This window comes from Streptomyces sp. S.PB5 (genome assembly GCF_030403745.1).
GTDB lineage: Bacteria > Actinomycetota > Actinomycetes > Streptomycetales > Streptomycetaceae > Streptomyces.
Genome location: NZ_JAQMWP010000013.1, coordinates 57,184 through 74,936 on the forward strand (window position 1 = coordinate 57,184; position 17,753 = coordinate 74,936).

Consider the following 17,753-nt stretch of genomic DNA (forward strand, 5'->3'; position numbering starts at 1 on the left):
GACCGATCCATGCGCCCCCGGCCTACTCCCCAAGGTGGAGGCTCCGCTCCCCTGTACGCCTAACCTGACCACGTGACGGACGAGACGACGGACCAGTGGCGCGGCTGGCGTGAGGCCGCCGAGACCGCCCTGTACGGCCCCGGCGGCTTCTACCGCCGCCCCGAGGGCCCGGCCGGTCACTTCCGTACGTCGGTGCACGCGTCGCCCTTGTTCGCCGAGGCCGTGTCGCGCCTGCTGTGCCGGGTCGACCAGGCCCTGGGCCACCCGGAGACCCTCGACTTCGTGGACATGGCCGCGGGCCGGGGCGAACTGGCCACCGGCGTCCTCGCCGCCCTCCCCTCCGACGTGGCCGCCCGCACACGCGCGTACGCCGTCGAGGTCGCCGCCCGCCCGCCCGGCCTCGACCACCGGATCGAGTGGCTGCCCGAGCCCCCGCGGGGGATCACCGGGCTGCTGTTCGCCAACGAGTGGCTGGACAACGTGCCGCTGGAGGTCGCCGAGGTGGACTCCGCGGGAGTGCCGCGCCGGGTGCTCGTACGACGGGACGGCGCCGAGCGGCTCGGGGAACCGTTCTCCGGCGCCGACGCGGCGTGGCTCACGCGGTGGTGGCCGCTGACGGCCGAGGAGGGGCTGCGGGCGGAGATCGGGCTGCCCCGGGACGAGGCGTGGGCCGACGCGGTCACGGCTGTGGGGCGGGGGCTCGCGGTGGCGGTCGACTACGCGCACGCCGCGGACGCGCGCCCTCTGTTCGGGACACTCACCGGGTTTCGCGCGGGGCGCGAGACGGAGCCCGTGCCGGACGGGTCGTGCGACCTCACGGCGCACGTGGCACTGGACGCGTGCGCCGCGCACGCTCCGCGCGTGTACGCCGGGTCCGCGCGCGCCCTGCCCGAGGGGCGCGTCCTCACGCAACGCGCCGCCCTGCGCGCCTTGGGCATCGCAGGCGCACGCCCCCCGCTCGCACTCGCGACCACACAACCAGCGGCCTACGTACGCGCCCTCGCGAGCGCCGGCGAAGCCGCCGAACTCACCGCACCCGGCGGCCTCGGCGACTTCGGATGGCTGCTGCAGCCGGTCGGAATCCCGAACGCACCGGACACTTCGGACGCACCCCTGGGCGCCCTACTTGTCGATGTCCCCGACCACGAAGAACAGTGACCCCAGGATCGCCACCATGTCCGCGACCAGCGTGCCCGGAAGCAGCTCCACGAGGGCCTGGATGTTGTTGTACGAGGCCGAGCGGAGCTTGAGCCGGTAGGGGGTCTTCTCGCCCTTGCTGACGAGGTAGTAGCCGTTGATGCCGAGGGGGTTCTCGGTCCAGGCGTACGTGTGGCCCTCGGGCGCCTTCAGAACCTTGGGGAGGCGCTGGTTGATCGGGCCGGGCTCCAGCTCGGCGAGCCGGTCGAGGCAGGCGTCGGCGAGGTCGAGGGCGTTGTGGGTCTGCTCCAGGAGGACCTCGAAACGGGCGAGGCAGTCGCCCTCCGCGCGGGTCACGACCCTCAGGGTGTCCTGGAGTTCCCCGTACGCGAGGTAGGGCTCGTCGCGGCGGAGGTCGAAGTCGACGCCGGAGGCGCGCGCGATGGGCCCGCTCACGCCGTACGCGTGCACGGTCTCCGGCGCGAGGGCGCCCACGCCCCGCGTGCGCCCCCGGAAGATCTCGTTGCCGAGCACCAGGTCGTCGTACACGTCCATGCGCGAGCGCACGGCGGCGACGGCGGCACGCGCGCGTGAGGACCAGCCGGCCGGGAGGTCCTCCTTGAGGCCGCCGACGCGGTTGAACATGTAGTGCATACGGCCGCCGGAGACCTCCTCCATGACGTTCTGGAGGACCTCGCGCTCCCGGAACGCGTAGAAGACCGGCGTGATGCCGCCGAGCTCCAGCGGGTACGAGCCGAGGAACATCAGGTGGTTGAGCACCCGGTTGAGCTCGGCGAGGAGCGTGCGGGTCCACACCGCGCGCGTGGGGACCTCCATGCCGAGCATGCGCTCGACGGCGAGGACCACGCCCAGCTCGTTGGAGAAGGCCGACAGCCAGTCGTGGCGGTTGGCGAGCATGATGATCTGGCGGTAGTCGCGCGCCTCGAAGAGCTTCTCCGCGCCCCGGTGCATATAGCCGATCACCGGCTCCGCGTGCTGGATCCGCTCGCCGTCCAGGACGAGCCTGAGGCGCAGCACACCGTGCGTCGACGGGTGCTGGGGCCCGATGTTGAGCACCATGTCGGTGCTCTCCGCCGCGCCGCCGATTCCGACCGTGGTCTCCGTCGTAGGAGTCATGGACACAGTCTGTCCTACGTACGCTGGCCGTATGGAGACGGGGAGCGGGCAGTACACGGAGGCGGTGGAGGGCGAGCCGGTGTGGATCGGGCTGCCCCCGGGGCTGCTGCGGATGCGGCGACTGTTGCTGGTGGTGTGGCTGGGACTGCTGGCCGCGGCGGTCGGCCTGCTGCTCGGGCTGCTCGCCGGCACCGCCTGGGCGGCGTTCGCGCTGCTGCCGCTCGCGTTCATGGCGTGGGGCTGGGTGATGCTGGGCCGCAACTGGCGTTCCTGGCGGTACGCCGAGCGCGCCGACGACCTGCTGATCAGCCGGGGCGTGCTGTGGCGCGAGGAGACCGTCGTGCCGTACGGGCGGATGCAGCTGGTCGAGGTGACCTCCGGGCCGATGGAGCGGTACTTCGGGCTGGCCAGCGTGCAGCTGCACACGGCGGCCGCGGCGAGCGACGCCACCATCCCCGGCCTCGTCCCGGCGGAGGCCGAGCGGCTGCGCGACCGGCTGACCGAGCTCGGCGAGGCCCGATCGGCGGGCCTGTGACGGCGCCGGGCGTCGACGACGCCGTACGGGAGAAGCCGCCCGTGACCGAGCGGCGGCTGCATCCCGTGACGCCGCTCAGGCGGGCGTGGGCGCCGGTCGCGGTGCTCATCGGATGGGCGGTGCACGACCCCGACCAGACGCAGCGGCAGCTGACCCGGCTGACCACCACGACCCTGCTGATCGCGCTCGCCGTGCTCGTCCCGGCCGCCGCCCTCTACGGCTTCCTGACCTGGTGGTACACGCACTTCGCGGTGACCGAGGCCGAACTGCGCATCCGTACAGGGCTGGTGTTCCGGCGCACGGCGCACATCCGCCTGGAGCGCATCCAGGCGATCGACGTCACACAGCCGCTCCTCGCGCGCGTGGCGGGCGTCGCCAAGCTGAAACTCGACGTCATAGGCACCGACAAGAAGGACGAGCTGGCCTTCCTGGGGGAGCGCGAGGCGCGTGCGCTCCGCGCGGAACTCCTCGCGCGCGCCGCCGGGTTCGCGCCCGAGACGGCGCACGAAGTCGGCGAGGCGCCGGCGCGCGAGCTGCTGCGCACGCCCGCCCGCGACCTCGCGATCGCCCTCGTCCTGACGGGCGCCACCTGGGGCACGCTGGCCGCCGCCCTCGTCGTACCGCCGTTCCTGTGGTTCGCCACCCACAGCCTGTGGACGGTCCTCGCGGCCGGCGTGCCGTTGCTCGGTGCGGCGGGCGCGAGCAGCGTGGGGCGGTTCGTCGGGGAGTACGACTGGACGGTGGGCGAGTCGCCCGACGGGCTGCGGATCGACCACGGGCTCCTGGACCGCACCCACGAGACGGTGCCGCCGGGGCGCGTGCAGACCGTGCGGATCGTGGAGCCGCTGCTGTGGCGGCGGCGCGGATGGGTGCGGGTCGAGCTGGACGTGGCCGGGTCGTCCAACTCGGTGCTGGTGCCGGTCGCTCCGCGCGAGGTCGCCGAAGCGGTCGTCGCGCGCGTGCTGCCCGGCGTGACCGTGCCGCCGTCGGCGTCGCTGTCCCGGCCCCCTCAGCGGGCCGGGCGGTGCGTGCCGTTGTGGTGGCGGGGATACGGACTCGCCGTCACCGACTCGGTGTTCGCGGCCCGGGAGGGCCTGCTGCGACGCAGCCTCGCGCTGGTTCCGCACGCGAAGGTCCAGAGCGTACGGCTCGCCCAGGGGCCCTGGCAGCGCCTCTGGCGGCTCGCCGACGTCCATGTGGACACGGGGGCCAACAAGACCGTCACAGCGCGCCTGAGGGACGCCGAGGAGGCGGCGGAGCTGCTGCGGGGGCAGGCGGAGCGGTCACGGACGGGACGCAGGGACGCGCGGCCGGACCGATGGATGGCCTGAGCCGCGCCGCGAGCCCGGCACCTCCCTGGGCGCCGGACGCACGACCGAACCGGTGGATGGCCTGAGCCGCGCCGTGAGGCCGACACCCCCTGGGCGCCGCCATGCTCGGCGCCCTCCTGGCCACGGCTACCGCACTGCCCGGCCTGAGCCTTTCGCTCCGCCGAACTCATTGCTGAGCCTGAGCCTTTCGCTCGCCCGGACCCTTTGCTCAGCCCGAGCCCTATACCCGGCCCGATCCTCCTGCCCGGCCCGAATCTCTTGGCCAGCCCGCCCTTCTGCCCGGCAGAAGCCTCCTCCCCAGCCGGAGTCCCCTGGCCAGCCGAAGTGCCCTGGCCGGCCGGAGTCCCCTGCCCGGCCGGAGTCTCGCCGCGCACGCCGTACCCGCCGCGCTCACCGTTCCCGCCGCACAACGCAGAACCGCGCGGCCCCGTCAGGGATCCGCGCGGCTCTCGTCGACGCGTCGCTCAGGAAACCGCGCTCCGCAGCCCCTGCATATCGATCTGCTCGGTCTCGTCGTGTGCCGTCAGGTCGATGACCTGGCCGATGGCCCGGGACTCCGCGTCCGCCGGCTTGAACTCCGCCTCCGCCTCGGCCTTGTGCAGGGCGAGCGCCTCCTGGCCGACCACGTCGGCGAGGTCCTCGTTCTGCACGGCCTCCAGTTCGGCGGACGCCTTCTGCGTACCGAAGAAGTCGAAGCCGCCCTCGACGGCCGGGCGCCGCACGGGCGTGGCCGGTGCGACGGCGACCGCGGTCGGCGCGACGAAGTGGCCGGAGGGCTGCTGCGCGGGCTTGGCCGACTGGGCCGGCATGGGGAGGGCGGCCGCGCGCGTGTGCCCGTCGACCGCCACGGGCTGCCCCTGCGCCTCGTCCTCCTGAACGGCCTCGGCCCCGGAGTGACCTGAGCCGGATTCGGGACCGGAGGAGACGACCTCGGCGGTGACCGGACCGGCCTGCGCCGGCACGTTCTTCGCGGGACCGTCGCCCTTGGGGCCGCCGTCGCCGTCCGGGGAGCCGTCCTTCTTGGGAGAACCGCCGTCCTTGGGCGCCGCCTCGGCCTTGCCGTCCTTGTCCGGGTCCTCCGCGACCTCACCCTTCGAGGACTCGCTCTTCGAGGACTCCCCTGCAGACGCCTCGTCCTTGGGTATGGCGTCCCCCGGAGCCTCGCCCTTGGGCGCCACCGCGCCGTTCTCGTCGAACCGCGACAGCGCCGCCTTCGCGCGCAGGAACAGCTTGGAGCCCTCCGGCGAGAAGATCGCGGGCGTCTCGGACTCGTCGTCGGCGGACTCGTCATCGACGGCCTCGTCGACCTCGCCGCCCTCGTCGGTCTCCGCCGCTTCGTCCTCGGCCGGGGCAGCCACAGCCACGGCCTCCTCGACGGTCTCCTCCGCGGCGGCGTCCTCGGCGACGGCCGCCTCCGGAACGGGCGGCAGCGCGCGTGCGGGCGCCGTGGCCTCTATCTCCAGCAGCCGACGGCCCTCCAGGGCGCTCGCCCGCTCGGTCTCCGCGGTGGCGTACCGGCGCAGCAGGGCCGCGTGTTCGTTGCGCAGTCCCGCCAGCTCCGTGCGCTTCGCACGCAGCCGCTGCTCCAGCTTGGCGCGCAGTTCGCGCGACTCCTCGAGGTCGGTCTCCAGTTCGGCGACGCGTTCCTCGTGCCGCCACTCGTCGCTCGCACGCGCGCGTACGAGGTCGGCGACCTGCTTGCCGGCCTGCGCGTCCCAGCGGCGCATGACGACCGCGCCGACGATCGCCGTCGCCGCGGCGGCCGCGGCCAGCGCGCGCAACACCATCGCCTGCGAGAACACCCATGGCGCCAGGGCGCAGACGGTGGAGACGCCTGCGATCGCCGAGGGGGGCAGCAGCCTGTGCAAGGGCGGGGAATGGCGGTGACGTCCACGTGGCATGGCCAGAAACTTACCGCGCGTAGCCCAATCGTGGTGCCCCGGCCCGTAAAAACACAGCCATCCCGCAGCCTTCACACGACATCAGGAATCAGACCCGCCACCGAATTCGACAACGAACACCCGATCCGCAAGATCATTTCCCGCCGGAGGAACACGCTCGACCGTCACGGGAACGCGGCGGGAACGCGGCGTCAGCCCTTCTCACCGGTCGCTCAACCGCCCGCTGATCCACTGCAGCGTCGCCGGAATCTCCCGCCGCCAGGTGTTGAAGTTGTGACCGCCGCTTTCGAGGATGATCGACGAGATGCGCGTCGTCTTCGTCGCCTTCACCCGGTCTATGAACTTCAGTGTGTTCTTGTAGTTCGACTCACCGATCTTGCTGCTGCTGACGAGCAGTGAAGTGTCGGGCGCGGGCTTGTGCTTGAGGTACCAGAACAGGTTCGCGCGATTGCGCAGTTCCTTGTCACCCTGGAAGAGATCGCCGGTGGTGGGGTCGATCGGCGCGTTGTAGTACGGCGAGAGACCGGCGCCCGCCGCGTACACCTCGGGGTGGTGCATCGCGAGCTTCAGCGCGCAATAGCCGCCCGTCGAGTCGCCGATGATCCCCCAGCTGCCCGGCTTCCTGCCCACCCTGTAGTGCGCGAGAACGGCGTCGGGCAGGTCCTTGGCGAAGAACGACTCCGTCTGGGGTCCGTTCGGAATGTCGACGCACTCGGTGTCCCGCGGCGGCGCGACCGTCGGCCGCATCATCACCAGGATCATCGGTTGCATACGGCCGTCCTTGGCGAGGTCCAGTGCCGTGCTCGGGTAGTGCAGTTTGTCGACCAGTGCCTGCGCGGTGCCCGGATATCCGGTGAGGACGACGGCCGCGGGAAACGTGCGCGTGCGGTACTGCGGCTGGAAGTACTCCGGCGGGAGATAGACGAAGGCGGAGGTCGCGATGTGCGTCGTACGGCCGACTATGGCGACCTTCTGGATCTGCCCGCCGTGCTGCGGACGCGCCGCACTGCCCGCGTCCTTCACCCGCCGGATGTCCGTCACCTGGAGCGGTCCGCCCGAACCGCCGCTCGCCGTGTGGTCGACGACCACCCCCTGCTCGTCCTCCTGCCCGAACAGGTCGGCCCAGCTGGCGTAGAACCCGAAGGCCTGGTTGGCGGCGAGCCCGACCGCCGCGAACAGCGCCAGCTGGGTCGCGAGCAACAGCCCCACCCGCCCGCTGACCGCCCGCCAGGTGCGCCGCGACAGCCGTGGCCACAGCCACACCGTGCCGACGAACAGCAGCACCCCCGCCGCGATCGCCAGCACCAGCACGTTGTTGCTCGTGAGACCCATGGTTAGCTTCCTGCCTGCACTTTCTCCCCGTGGCGGCGCACCTCCCGCGGATCTTCGCGAGGGCTTGTCCGGCCCTTTTCCCGGCCTTTGAACCGGCTTTGAGGAAGCGAGTGAACCTCTCCCCCTGAGACACCGTCCTAGAGGGCGCAATGTCGCCGGACGCCCGATTCGGGCCCGGATCCAAGGTCTCTCGCAGAACAACAGGATGCGATGTCTGTCAGGACAGATGAGGAAATGTCGGGCGGGGTTCCGAACCGACCGCGGTGGGCACGGCCCGCGCTGCTGCGTGGCCCGCGCCCCGAGGCCGTACCCGTCCTGGTCGCCAGAGCCTGCGCGGTCGTGGGCGTTCTGGACATCGCCGCGGGCGTCTTCCCACGCTTCCGGCACAGCCGTATGCACACCATCGCCGAGGTGCTGCCCGGCGCGCTCGGCCCGTTCGCCGCGGCTCTCTCGCTGAGCGCGGGCGTCCTGCTGCTTCTGCTCGCGCACGGCCTCAGGCGCCGCAAGCGCCGGGCCTGGCGGGCGGCCGTGGTGCTGCTGCCGGTCGGCGCCGTCGCCCAGTTCACGTACCGGCACTCCCCGGTGGGCGTGCTCATCTCGCTCGCGCTGCTCGCGCCACTGCTGATCCACCGCGACCAGTTCGCGGCCCTGCCCGACCCGCGCAGCCGCTGGCGCGCGCTCGCCAACTTCGTCCTCATGGGCGCCGGTTCGCTCGTCCTCGGCCTGGTCATCGTCAGCGCCCACCCGAAGACGCTGGTCGGCGACCCGAGCCTGGCCGACCGCATCGCGCACGTCCTGTACGGCCTGTTCGGCTTCGAGGGCCCGGTCGACTACCAGGGCAACACCTCCTGGACGGTCGCCTTCTCCCTCGGCGCCCTGGGCCTGCTCACCGCCATCACGACGATCTACCTGGCCTTTCGCCCGGAACACCCCGCCGCACGCCTCACCGAGGACGACGAGGCCCGCCTCAGGGCTCTGCTGGAGAAGCACGGCGGCCGCGACTCCCTCGGCCACTTCGCGCTCCGCCGCGACAAGGCCGTCGTCTTCTCCCCCAGCGGCAAGGCGGCGGTGACCTACCGCGTCGTCTCCGGCGTCATGCTCGCCAGCGGCGACCCCATCGGCGACGTCGAGGCCTGGCCCGGCGCCATCGAGCGCTTCATGGACGAGGCCAAGGCGCACTCCTGGACGCCCGCCGTCATGGGCTGCTCGGAGACCGGCGGCGAGGTGTGGACCCGCGAGACCGGCCTGGACGCCCTCGAACTGGGTGACGAGGCGGTGGTGGACGTCGCGGATTTCTCCCTCGCCGGGCGCGCGATGCGCAACGTGCGCCAGATGGTCAAGCGCATCGAGCGCGCGGGTTACGAGACCCGCGTACGGCGCGTCCGTGACCTCGGCGGCGCCGAGCTGGAGCGCATCCGCCGCGCCGCCGACGACTGGCGCGGCACCGACACCGAGCGCGGCTTCTCGATGGCGCTGGGCCGCATCGGCGACCTCGCCGACGGCGACTGCCTGATCGCGACGGCCCACAAGGCGGACGAGGTACCGGGCGAGTACGGCGACCTCAAGGCGATCCTGCACTTCGTGCCCTGGGGCCGCGACGGCGTCTCCCTGGACCTGATGCGCCGCGACCGCTCCGCCGACCCCGGCATGAACGAACTGCTCATCGTGGCCGCCCTCCAGGCCGCTCCGAAGTTCGGCATCACGCGCGTGTCGCTGAACTTCGCCATGTTCCGCGCCGCCCTCGCGCGCGGCGAGAAGATCGGCGCGGGCCCGGTGCTGCGCGCCTGGCGCGGCCTGCTGGTCTTCCTCTCCCGCTGGTTCCAGATCGAGTCCCTGTACAAGTTCAACGCGAAGTTCCAGCCCCGCTGGGAGCCCCGCTTCGTCGTCTACCGCGCCTCCGCCGACCTGCCCCGCATCGGCTTCGCCGCCATGCAGGCCGAGGGCTTCGTCAACCTCGCCCTCCCCCTGCCGCGCTTCCTGCGCCGCCGTACGAACGCCCCACACGCGTGTGCCCATGCGGTCGCCGAAAGGGACGTCCGCGCGGCGTGACGCGGGGCCTGGGCGCACCGAGACAGGCCCGAGCGGAAGCCCCGCCCCTCCAGCCCCGGGGGCTTCCGCTCGGGCCGCACCCGGCTTCCGCCCGCTCTCCGGGCCGGACGGTCTGACGTCTCCCCCCTGGGCCTACGCTGAACGTATGAGCAAGCAGAGCGGACGCGGGCGCGTCGCCGGCCTTCCGGAGTGGGACCGCTGCGCGGTCATGGGAGTCGTCAACGTCACCCCGGACTCCTTCTCCGACGGCGGCCGCTGGTTCGACACGACGGCCGCCGTCAAGCACGGCCTCGCCCTGGTCAGCGAAGGCGCCGACCTGGTGGACGTCGGCGGCGAGTCCACCCGCCCCGGCGCCACCCGGGTCGACGAGGCCGAGGAGCTCAGGCGCGTCATCCCCGTCGTCCGCGACCTCGCCTCCGAGGGCGTCACCGTCTCCGTGGACACCATGCGCGCCTCCGTCGCCGAGCAGGCCCTCGCCGCCGGAGCCGCCCTCGTCAACGACGTCAGCGGCGGCCTCGCCGACCCCGCGATGATCCCTGTCGTCGCCGCCTCCGGCGCCCCCTTCGTCGTCATGCACTGGCGCGGCTTCCTGGAGGGCGGCAACGTCAAGGGCGTCTACGCCGACGTCGTCGCCGAAGTCGTCGACGAACTCCACGCGCGCGTGGACGCCGTCCTCGCCGGCGGCATCGCCCCCGACCGCATCGTCGTCGACCCGGGCCTGGGCTTCTCCAAGGACGCCGAGCACGACCTCGTCCTCCTCGCCCACCTCGACCGTCTGCTCACCCTCGGCCACCCGCTCCTCGTCGCCGCCTCCCGCAAGCGCTTCCTCGGCCGCGTCCTCGCCGCCGACCCGCAGGCCGCGCCCCCGCCGGCCCGCGAGCGGGACGCTGCCACAGCCGCCGTCTCCGCGCTCGCGGCGCACGCCGGCGCATGGGCGGTGCGCGTGCACGAGGTGCGCGCGACAGCCGACGCGGTACGGGTCGCGCGCGCCGTGGAGGGGGCGCGCGAGTCGGGCAACGCGCCGGGGACGGACCTGGCGAGCGGGGCGCGCACGACCGAGAACGCGCCGGGCGCGATCACCACAAGCGGGGCGCACGCCCCCACCCACACTCCCCGCACTCCCGGCACTCCCGGCCCCAGCACCCCCCACCCCACCTCCCCCGAAGGCGCCCAGTGAGCGCCCCCCACACCGACGTGGAGCAGGTGGAGGCCGCCAACACCGGCTTCTACGAGGCACTGGAGCGCGGCGACTTCGAGGAGCTGTCCTCGCTCTGGCTCACCCCGTCCGACCTCGGCGTCGACGAGGAGTACCACGACCCGGCCGATGCCGGCGTGGTCTCCTGCGTGCACCCCGGCTGGCCCGTGCTGACCGGTCGCGGCGAGGTCCTGCGGTCGTACGCGCTGATCATGGCGAACACCGACTACATCCAGTTCTTCCTGACCGACGTGCATGTCTCCGTCACCGGCGACACCGCCCTCGTGACCTGCACGGAGAACATCCTCAGCGGCGGCCCGGCCCCCGAGGGCGGCGAGGAGCTCGGCCCGCTCGTCGGCCAGCTGGTGGTCGCAACGAACGTGTTCCGCCGCACTCCGTCCGGCTGGAAACTCTGGTCCCACCACGCCTCTCCCGTTCTGGCCGAAAACGCCGAGGACGAAGGGGACGAGTCACCCTCCTGAGTGGGTAGGCGCCCCACCGGGACCAAGAAGTGGTTGGAATCACTGACCCCGGGGTAGGGGCGGCTACCGACCCGTGAGCTACCGGGTTCCCCAGGGGAAACACACGATGAAACCTCCTGGCCCCCGGCCCGGAGCCACGCCCTGTGGCCCGGCGCTGTCAGTGCTCGCAGGTAGATTCGGTTGAGGCTGGTGTGCCGCCCGCACACGGTACGGACCGGCTGGGGTCCGGGGTGTCCCCGGAATACAGCCCGACGATTGCAGGAGTGATTCGCGTGGATCGTGTCGCGCTGCGCGGCCTGAAGGCCCGCGGGCACCACGGTGTGTTCCCCGAGGAACGCGAGGAGGGCCAGACCTTCGTCGTGGACCTCGTCCTCGGGCTGGACACCCGGCCGGCCGCCGCCGACGACGACCTGTCGAAGACCGTGCACTACGGCATCGTGGCGGAGGAGGTCGTGGCCGTCGTCGAGGGCGAGCCCGTCAATCTCATCGAGACCCTCGCCGAGCGCATCGCCCAGGCCTGTCTGAAGCACGAGGGGGTCCAGGAGGTCGAGGTCTGCGTCCACAAACCGAACGCACCGATCACGGTCCCCTTCGACGACGTGACCGTCACGATCACCCGGAGCCGAGTATGACCGCGTCCTTCGCCGCGGGTCCGAGCGACCCGACCGTACAGCCGGTGCCCGCCTCCGTCGTGCAGCAGGTCGACGCCGCCGACACCACCCTCCACAACCCCAAACGCGCCGTCATCGCCCTGGGCTCCAACCTCGGCAACCGCCTGGAGACCCTCCAGGGCGCCATCGACGCCCTGGAGGACACCCCGGGCGTCCGGGTGAAGGCCGTCTCCCCCGTCTACGAGACGGAGCCGTGGGGCGTCGAGCCGGGCAGCCAGCCCTCGTACTTCAACGCGGTGGTCGTGGTGAAGACGACTCTCCCCCCGTCCTCCCTCCTGGAGCGGGCGCACGCCGTCGAGGAGGCCTTCCACCGCGTCCGGGAGGAGCACTGGGGCGCCCGCACGCTCGACGTCGACATCGTGGCGTACGCCGACGTCGTCTCCGACGACCCGACGCTGACCCTGCCCCACCCGCGCGCCCACGAACGCGCCTTCGTCCTCGCACCGTGGCACGACGTGGAGCCGCAGGCACAGCTCCCCGGCCACGGCCCGGTCTCCGGCCTGCTGGCCGCCGTCACCCGAAACGGCGTCGAACCCCGCACGGACCTGGAACTCCGGCTGCCCGAATAGTCGTTAAGGTCAAGGCAACCACTGTCCGTGGGATCCGGGGGAGCTGAAGGGGCACTGTGAGAGAGCTGCGCATCAGGCTGCTGGCCGGCGTGTTCGTCGTCGCCGGAGTCCTGTCCTGGGCGGGCGCCCGCCTGTGGGCCTCCATCGGGACCCTTCCCAGCGTCCCCCTGGCCGCCCCGATCGTCCTCGCGTTGATCGCGGTGGTCCTGCTGTCCACGGCGCTCTCGATCCGAGCCCGCCTCAAGGCCCAGCGCGAGCGCCGCCCCGAGGCCAAGGGCGTGGACCCCCTGATGGCCGCCCGCGCGGTCGTCTTCGGTCAGGCGAGCGCCCTCGTGGCCGCCCTGGTCGCCGGCATGTACGGCGGCACCGGCGCCTACCTCCTGGAATCCCTCGACGTCCCCGCCCGCCGCGACCAGGCCATCTACGCCGGCTTCTCCGTCGTGGCGGGCCTCGCGGTCATAGCGGCAGCCATCTTCCTGGAGCGGGTGTGCAAGCTCCCGGAGGACGACGACAGGAACACGGGGGCGGCGTCGGCGGCGTAACGCCGCACAACGTCCGACAAGCCCTGCGGCACCACGCCGTCTCAGCGGGCCATGATGAGGCTCATCGCCTCGTTGCGCGTCGCCGCGTCCCGCAGCTGCCCCCGTACCGCCGACGTTAGGGTCTTCGCCCCCGGCTTGCGGATACCGCGCATGGACATGCACATGTGCTCGCACTCGACGACCACGATGACACCGCGCGGCTCCAGGATTTCCATCAGGGAGTCCGCGATCTGTGTGGTGAGGCGCTCCTGCACCTGCGGCCGCCGGGCGTAGACGTCCACCAGGCGCGCCAGCTTGGACAGTCCCGTGATCTTGCCGGTGGTGGCCGGAATGTATCCGACGTGGGCAACTCCCCTGAAGGGGACCAGATGATGCTCACAGGTGCTGTACACCTCGATGTCCTTCACGAGCACCATCTCGTCGTGCCCCAGGTCGAACGTCGTCGTCAGCACATCCTCGGGCTTCTGCCAGAGCCCCGCGAATATCTCACGGTACGCCCGAGCCACCCGCCCAGGTGTCTCCCTGAGCCCCTCCCGGTCAGGGTCCTCCCCCACCGCGATCAGCAGCTCGCGCACGGCGTTCTCGGCGCGCTTCTCGTCGAATTCGCCGATCGAGCCCTCGCCGTCCAGCGTCACGGGGTCGGTCATGTGGGTGCCTCGTTCCTGGGTGTCCCTGCAACAACGGCTGAAAAACGCCGCGTCCCCCAGGCTAAAACCTGGGGGACGCGGCATCCATTCCGGGCCTGATGGGGTCACCGGGGCCGGGTGGGTCAGCTCTCGGGACGGTCCTCGGGGGTCGGCTCGGCCACCGGGGCCGATTCCGTCGCCGTGGACTTGGCCGTCGTGATCGCCGGGGTCGCGCCGTTGGCGCCGTTCGTCAGTGCGAGCTCCTTGGGAGAGAGCACCGGCGGACGGGTGGAGGGGGTACGGCGGGAGGAGCCGGTCCAGGCGGGCCGCGGGGGCCGCTTGACGATCGGCGCGAAGATCTCGGCGATCTCCTCCTTGCCCAGCGTCTCCTTCTCCAGGAGCTGGAGGACGAGGTTGTCGAGGACGTCGCGGTTCTCGACCAGGATCTCCCAGGCCTCGTTGTGCGCGTTCTCGATGAGCTTCTTGACCTCTTCGTCCACCAGGGCCGCGACCTCTTCCGAGTAGTCGCGCTGGTGAGCCATCTCACGTCCGAGGAACGGCTCGGTGTTGTCACCGCCGAACTTGATGGCACCGAGACGCTCGGTCATGCCGTACTGCGTGACCATCGCGCGGGCCGTCGCCGTGGCCTTCTCGATGTCGTTCGCGGCACCCGTGGTCGGGTCGTGGAAGACCAGCTCCTCCGCAGCGCGGCCGCCCAGCATGTAGGCCAGCTGGTCGAGCATCTCGTTGCGGGTGGTGGAGTACTTGTCCTCGTCCGGGAGCACCATCGTGTAGCCGAGGGCCCGGCCGCGGGACAGGATCGTGATCTTGTGGACCGGGTCGGAGTTCGGGGAAGCCGCCGCGACCAGGGCGTGGCCGCCCTCGTGGTACGCGGTGATCTTCTTCTCCTTGTCCGACATGATCCGGGTCCGCTTCTGCGGGCCCGCCACGACGCGGTCGATGGCCTCGTCGAGCATGTGGTTGTCGATCAGCTTCTTGTCCGAGCGGGCGGTGAGCAGCGCGGCCTCGTTGAGGACGTTGCTCAGGTCCGCGCCGGTGAAGCCCGGCGTACGGCGGGCGACCGCCGACAGGTCGACGTCCGGGGCGACCGGCTTGCCCTTCTGGTGGACCTTGAGGATCTCCAGACGGCCCTGCATATCCGGGCGGTCGACCGCGATCTGGCGGTCGAAGCGGCCGGGGCGCAGGAGGGCCGGGTCGAGGATGTCGGGCCGGTTGGTGGCGGCGATCAGGATGACGCCGCCCTTCACGTCGAAGCCGTCCATCTCGACGAGCAGCTGGTTGAGGGTCTGCTCGCGCTCGTCGTGACCGCCGCCGAGGCCGGCGCCGCGGTGGCGGCCGACCGCGTCGATCTCGTCGACGAAGACGATCGCCGGGGCGTTCGCCTTGGCCTGCTCGAAGAGGTCACGGACTCGGGAGGCACCGACACCGACGAACATCTCGACGAAGTCGGAACCGGAGATCGAGTAGAACGGCACGCCCGCCTCGCCCGCGACGGCACGCGCGAGCAGGGTCTTGCCGGTGCCGGGAGGGCCGTACAGCAGTACGCCCTTGGGGATCTTGGCGCCGACGGCCTGGAACTTCGCCGGCTCCTGGAGGAACTCCTTGATCTCGTGGAGCTCCTCGACGGCCTCGTCCGATCCCGCGACGTCGGCGAACGTCGTCTTGGGGGTGTCCTTGGTGATGAGCTTCGCCTTGGACTTCCCGAAGTTCATGACCCGGGAGCCGCCGCCCTGCATCTGGTTCATCAGGAACAGGAAGACGACCACGATGAGGACGAAGGGGAGCAGGGAGAGCAGGATCCCGACGAACGGGTTCTGCTTCGACGGCGAGACGGTGTAGCCGTCCGGAATCTGCTTGTCCTGGAACTTCTGCTGCAGCGTGCCGGCGATGGTCACGCCCTGGTCGCCGATGTAGCTCGCCTGGATCTTGGAGCTGCCCTCGACCTCTTCGCCGTCCTTGAGCTGGACCTTGATGGTCTGCTCGTCGCCGGTGGTCAGCTTGGCTGATTCGACCTTGTTGTCATTGATCGCCTGGACGACCTGGCCGGTGTCCACCGTCTTGTAGCCGCCGGACGAGCCGACGACCTGCATCAACACGACCACGGCAAGGACGGCCAGCACGATCCACATGACCGGCCCACGGAAGTATCGCTTCACGTCCATCCATACGGAGCGGTGTCGCCCCGTCCCTCCTGCCATAGTGAGTTTGATAAGACAGTTCTTCTGACGGTACCCCAGCTTTGTCGCCCGAAGCCGCACGGGACGGCTGACGAACCCGTCTGCATGCTCCAACGGCGCGGTGTCCGCCGGGGTTCCCGATCTTCTTACGGGGCTGGGCCCTTCGGGTCAGCCCGAGGCCGACCCGACGGTTCAGCCGCCGTAGACGTGGGGCGCGAGCGTACCGACGAACGGCAGGTTGCGGTACTTCTCGGCGTAGTCGAGGCCGTAGCCGACGACGAACTCGTTGGGGATGTCGAAGCCGACCCACTCGACGTCGATGGCGACCTTGGCGGCGTCCGGCTTGCGCAGCAGGGTGCACACCTTGAGGGACTCCGGCTCGCGCGAGCCGAGGTTGGACAGCAGCCAGGACAGGGTCAGGCCGGAGTCGATGATGTCCTCGACGATCAGGACGTGCTTGCCCTTGATGTCGGTGTCCAGGTCCTTGAGGATCCGGACGACACCGGAGGACTGGGTGCCCGCGCCGTACGACGACACGGCCATCCAGTCCATGGTGACGGGGGTGGACAGCGCCCGCGCGAGGTCGGCCATGACCATCACCGCGCCCTTGAGGACGCCGACGATGAGCAGGTCCTTGCCCGCGTACTCCGCGTCGATCTTCGCGGCCAGCTCGACGAGCTTGGCGTCGATCTCTTCCTTGGTGATGAGCACCTCTTTGAGGTCGGTGCCCATGTCTTTCGCGTCCACCCGCATCACTTTCGGTCGTCCCACCGGCTGTCCGCCCCCGCGAGGGGGCGGCGTAAGGATTCAGCCCTGCCGAATCTTCAGCCTTGCCGAATCACCAGTCTGCCACCCTGCCGCTGGGCGACGACTTTGCCGGGGAGATTGATGGCCCCCTGGCCGCGCCAGCCGGTGATCAGCCGGTCGATCTCCTCGATGTGGCGGGCGAACAGCGAGCCTGCGGGGGCGCCGGCCTCGATGGCGGCGCGGCGCAGGATGCGGCGGCGCACGGCGGGCGGCAGGGCGTAGAGCTTGGCGCACTCCAGGAGGCCGGCCGCGTCGCGTACGGCGGTGGCGGCCTGGCTCGCCCAGGCGTCGAGGGCGTCGGCGTCGTCGCGGGAGAGCTGGGCCGTGCGGGCGAGGGCCTCCACGACGCCCTTGCCGAGGGCCTTCTCCAGGGCGGGCAGGCCTTCGTGGCGCAGGCGGGAGCGCGTGTAGGCCGGGTCCGCGTTGTGCGGGTCGTCCCAGACGGGCAGCGACTGGACCATGCAGGCCTTGCGGGCGGTCTGCCGGTCGAGTTGGAGGAAGGGGCGGCGGTAACGGCCGTCGGCCCCCGAGACCGCGGCCATCCCGGACAGGGAGCGGATCCCGGAGCCGCGGGCGAGGCCGAGCAGGACGGTCTCGGCCTGGTCGTCGCGGGTGTGGCCGAGCAGGACGGCGGTGGCGCCGTGGCGAACGGCTGCGGCGTCGAGGGCGGCGTAGCGGGCGTCGCGGGCGGCCGCTTCGGGGCCGCCTTCGCGGCCTACGGTGACGGCGACGGACTCGACGGGGTCGAGGCCGAGTTCGCGCAGGCGCAGGGCGACTTCGTCGGCGCGCAGATCGGAGCCGGGCTGGAGGCCGTGGTCGACGGTGATGCCGCCGGCGCGGATGCCGAGTTTGGGGGCCTCGAAGGCGAGGGCGGAGGCGAGCGCCATGGAGTCGGCGCCGCCGGAACATGCGACGAGCACGAGCGGCGACGGCGGTCGCTCGTGCGGGTTCTGCGCCACAGAGGTCTGTTCAGCGGAGATCTGTTCAGCAGAGATCTGGTGTTCGTTGAGGAGGTCGTGAAGGACGCGGCGGACCGCCAGGCGTATCGCCGCGACCGCAGGATGGGGACCCATGTCCGGTTCCCTTCATGAAGTTTTCGGGGGGTGAGCCCGAGGTCGGTCACTCAGAGTGTGTAGATGGTGACAGAACCGGGCCGTTCCCCGAGCATTGCACGCCTACCCAGGCCTCACGGTCCCTCGGACGGGTGATTGAAGGGGCGTTCGCCTGCCGGCGGCCGGTTT

16 protein-coding genes are annotated in these 17,753 nt (G+C 71.4%); 9 read left to right on the forward strand and 7 right to left on the reverse strand.

Annotated elements, in window-relative coordinates; genetic code table 11:
* The first annotated feature begins 72 nt into the window (after nucleotides 1-72).
* A complete protein-coding gene (locus tag PH203_RS30980) occupies nucleotides 73-1,158 on the forward strand; it encodes an SAM-dependent methyltransferase (protein WP_289924089.1) in 1,086 nt (361 codons plus the stop codon).
* Here PH203_RS30980 and PH203_RS30985 read toward each other — a convergent pair.
* A complete protein-coding gene (locus tag PH203_RS30985; RefSeq protein WP_289924090.1) occupies nucleotides 1,123-2,274 on the reverse strand; it encodes an NADH-quinone oxidoreductase subunit D in 1,152 nt (383 codons plus the stop codon). The genes PH203_RS30980 and PH203_RS30985 overlap by 36 nt on opposite strands.
* 31 nt (nucleotides 2,275-2,305) lie before the next feature.
* On the opposite strand from PH203_RS30985, the gene PH203_RS30990 reads away from it, so the two are divergent.
* A complete protein-coding gene (locus PH203_RS30990) occupies nucleotides 2,306-2,809 on the forward strand; it encodes a PH domain-containing protein (RefSeq protein WP_289924091.1) in 504 nt (167 codons plus the stop codon).
* Nucleotides 2,806-4,140 carry a PH domain-containing protein gene (locus tag PH203_RS30995; RefSeq protein WP_289924092.1) on the forward strand — a complete coding sequence of 445 codons (1,335 nt, stop codon included), beginning with the start codon at nucleotides 2,806-2,808 and terminating at the stop codon, nucleotides 4,138-4,140. Before PH203_RS30990 ends, PH203_RS30995 begins: the two co-directional genes overlap by 4 nt.
* Nucleotides 4,141-4,604: 464 nt before the next feature.
* On the opposite strand, the gene PH203_RS31000 is transcribed toward PH203_RS30995, so the two are convergent.
* Together PH203_RS31000 and PH203_RS31005 are read right to left on the reverse strand one after the other, a co-directional pair.
* Nucleotides 4,605-6,041, reverse strand: coding sequence for a hypothetical protein (locus PH203_RS31000; protein WP_289924093.1), 1,437 nt, complete (start codon nucleotides 6,039-6,041; stop codon nucleotides 4,605-4,607).
* Between the two features lie 201 nt (nucleotides 6,042-6,242).
* On the reverse strand, nucleotides 6,243-7,373 hold the full coding sequence (locus PH203_RS31005; RefSeq protein ID WP_289924095.1) for an alpha/beta hydrolase-fold protein: 1,131 nt from the start codon (nucleotides 7,371-7,373) through the stop codon (nucleotides 6,243-6,245).
* A 234-nt stretch (nucleotides 7,374-7,607) separates the two neighbouring features.
* Between PH203_RS31005 and PH203_RS31010 the strand changes: the two genes are divergently transcribed.
* The 6 genes from PH203_RS31010 to PH203_RS31035 all read left to right on the forward strand — a co-directional run bounded on the left by PH203_RS31010 (nucleotide 7,608) and on the right by PH203_RS31035 (nucleotide 12,881).
* The gene (locus PH203_RS31010) at nucleotides 7,608-9,422 is read left to right on the forward strand and encodes a phosphatidylglycerol lysyltransferase domain-containing protein (RefSeq protein ID WP_289924096.1); all 1,815 of its coding nucleotides are present in this window, start codon (nucleotides 7,608-7,610) and stop codon (nucleotides 9,420-9,422) included.
* A 145-nt stretch (nucleotides 9,423-9,567) separates the two neighbouring features.
* Nucleotides 9,568-10,599, forward strand: coding sequence for a dihydropteroate synthase (gene folP, locus PH203_RS31015; RefSeq protein WP_289924098.1), 1,032 nt, complete (start codon nucleotides 9,568-9,570; stop codon nucleotides 10,597-10,599).
* Complete coding sequence (locus PH203_RS31020; protein ID WP_289924099.1) at nucleotides 10,596-11,099, forward strand: nuclear transport factor 2 family protein; 504 nt, start codon at nucleotides 10,596-10,598, stop codon at nucleotides 11,097-11,099. Before folP ends, PH203_RS31020 begins: the two co-directional genes overlap by 4 nt.
* Nucleotides 11,100-11,371: 272 nt before the next feature.
* Nucleotides 11,372-11,731, forward strand: coding sequence for a dihydroneopterin aldolase (folB, locus tag PH203_RS31025; RefSeq protein WP_289924101.1), 360 nt, complete (start codon nucleotides 11,372-11,374; stop codon nucleotides 11,729-11,731).
* Nucleotides 11,728-12,339, forward strand: a complete 612-nt coding sequence (gene folK, locus PH203_RS31030) for a 2-amino-4-hydroxy-6-hydroxymethyldihydropteridine diphosphokinase (RefSeq protein ID WP_289924102.1) — start codon at nucleotides 11,728-11,730, stop codon at nucleotides 12,337-12,339. The genes folB and folK overlap by 4 nt, the downstream gene beginning before the upstream one ends.
* A gap of 56 nt (nucleotides 12,340-12,395) precedes the next feature.
* A complete protein-coding gene (locus PH203_RS31035; protein ID WP_289924103.1) occupies nucleotides 12,396-12,881 on the forward strand; it encodes a DUF3180 domain-containing protein in 486 nt (161 codons plus the stop codon).
* Nucleotides 12,882-12,922: 41 nt separating this feature from the next.
* On the opposite strand, the gene folE is transcribed toward PH203_RS31035, so the two are convergent.
* From folE to tilS, 4 genes are all read right to left on the reverse strand, one after another.
* Entirely contained in the window at nucleotides 12,923-13,528 is a 606-nt protein-coding gene (gene folE / locus PH203_RS31040; protein ID WP_289924104.1) for a GTP cyclohydrolase I FolE, read from the reverse strand.
* A gap of 122 nt (nucleotides 13,529-13,650) precedes the next feature.
* A complete protein-coding gene (gene ftsH / locus PH203_RS31045) occupies nucleotides 13,651-15,690 on the reverse strand; it encodes an ATP-dependent zinc metalloprotease FtsH (RefSeq protein WP_289924105.1) in 2,040 nt (679 codons plus the stop codon).
* Nucleotides 15,691-15,897: 207 nt separating this feature from the next.
* Nucleotides 15,898-16,458 (reverse strand): hypoxanthine phosphoribosyltransferase, encoded by a 561-nt coding sequence (gene hpt / locus PH203_RS31050; protein ID WP_030043337.1) that lies wholly within the window; start codon nucleotides 16,456-16,458, stop codon nucleotides 15,898-15,900.
* Nucleotides 16,459-16,529: 71 nt separating this feature from the next.
* The gene (gene tilS, locus PH203_RS31055; RefSeq protein WP_289924106.1) at nucleotides 16,530-17,585 is read right to left on the reverse strand and encodes a tRNA lysidine(34) synthetase TilS; all 1,056 of its coding nucleotides are present in this window, start codon (nucleotides 17,583-17,585) and stop codon (nucleotides 16,530-16,532) included.
* Between the last annotated feature and the right edge of the window lie 168 nt (nucleotides 17,586-17,753).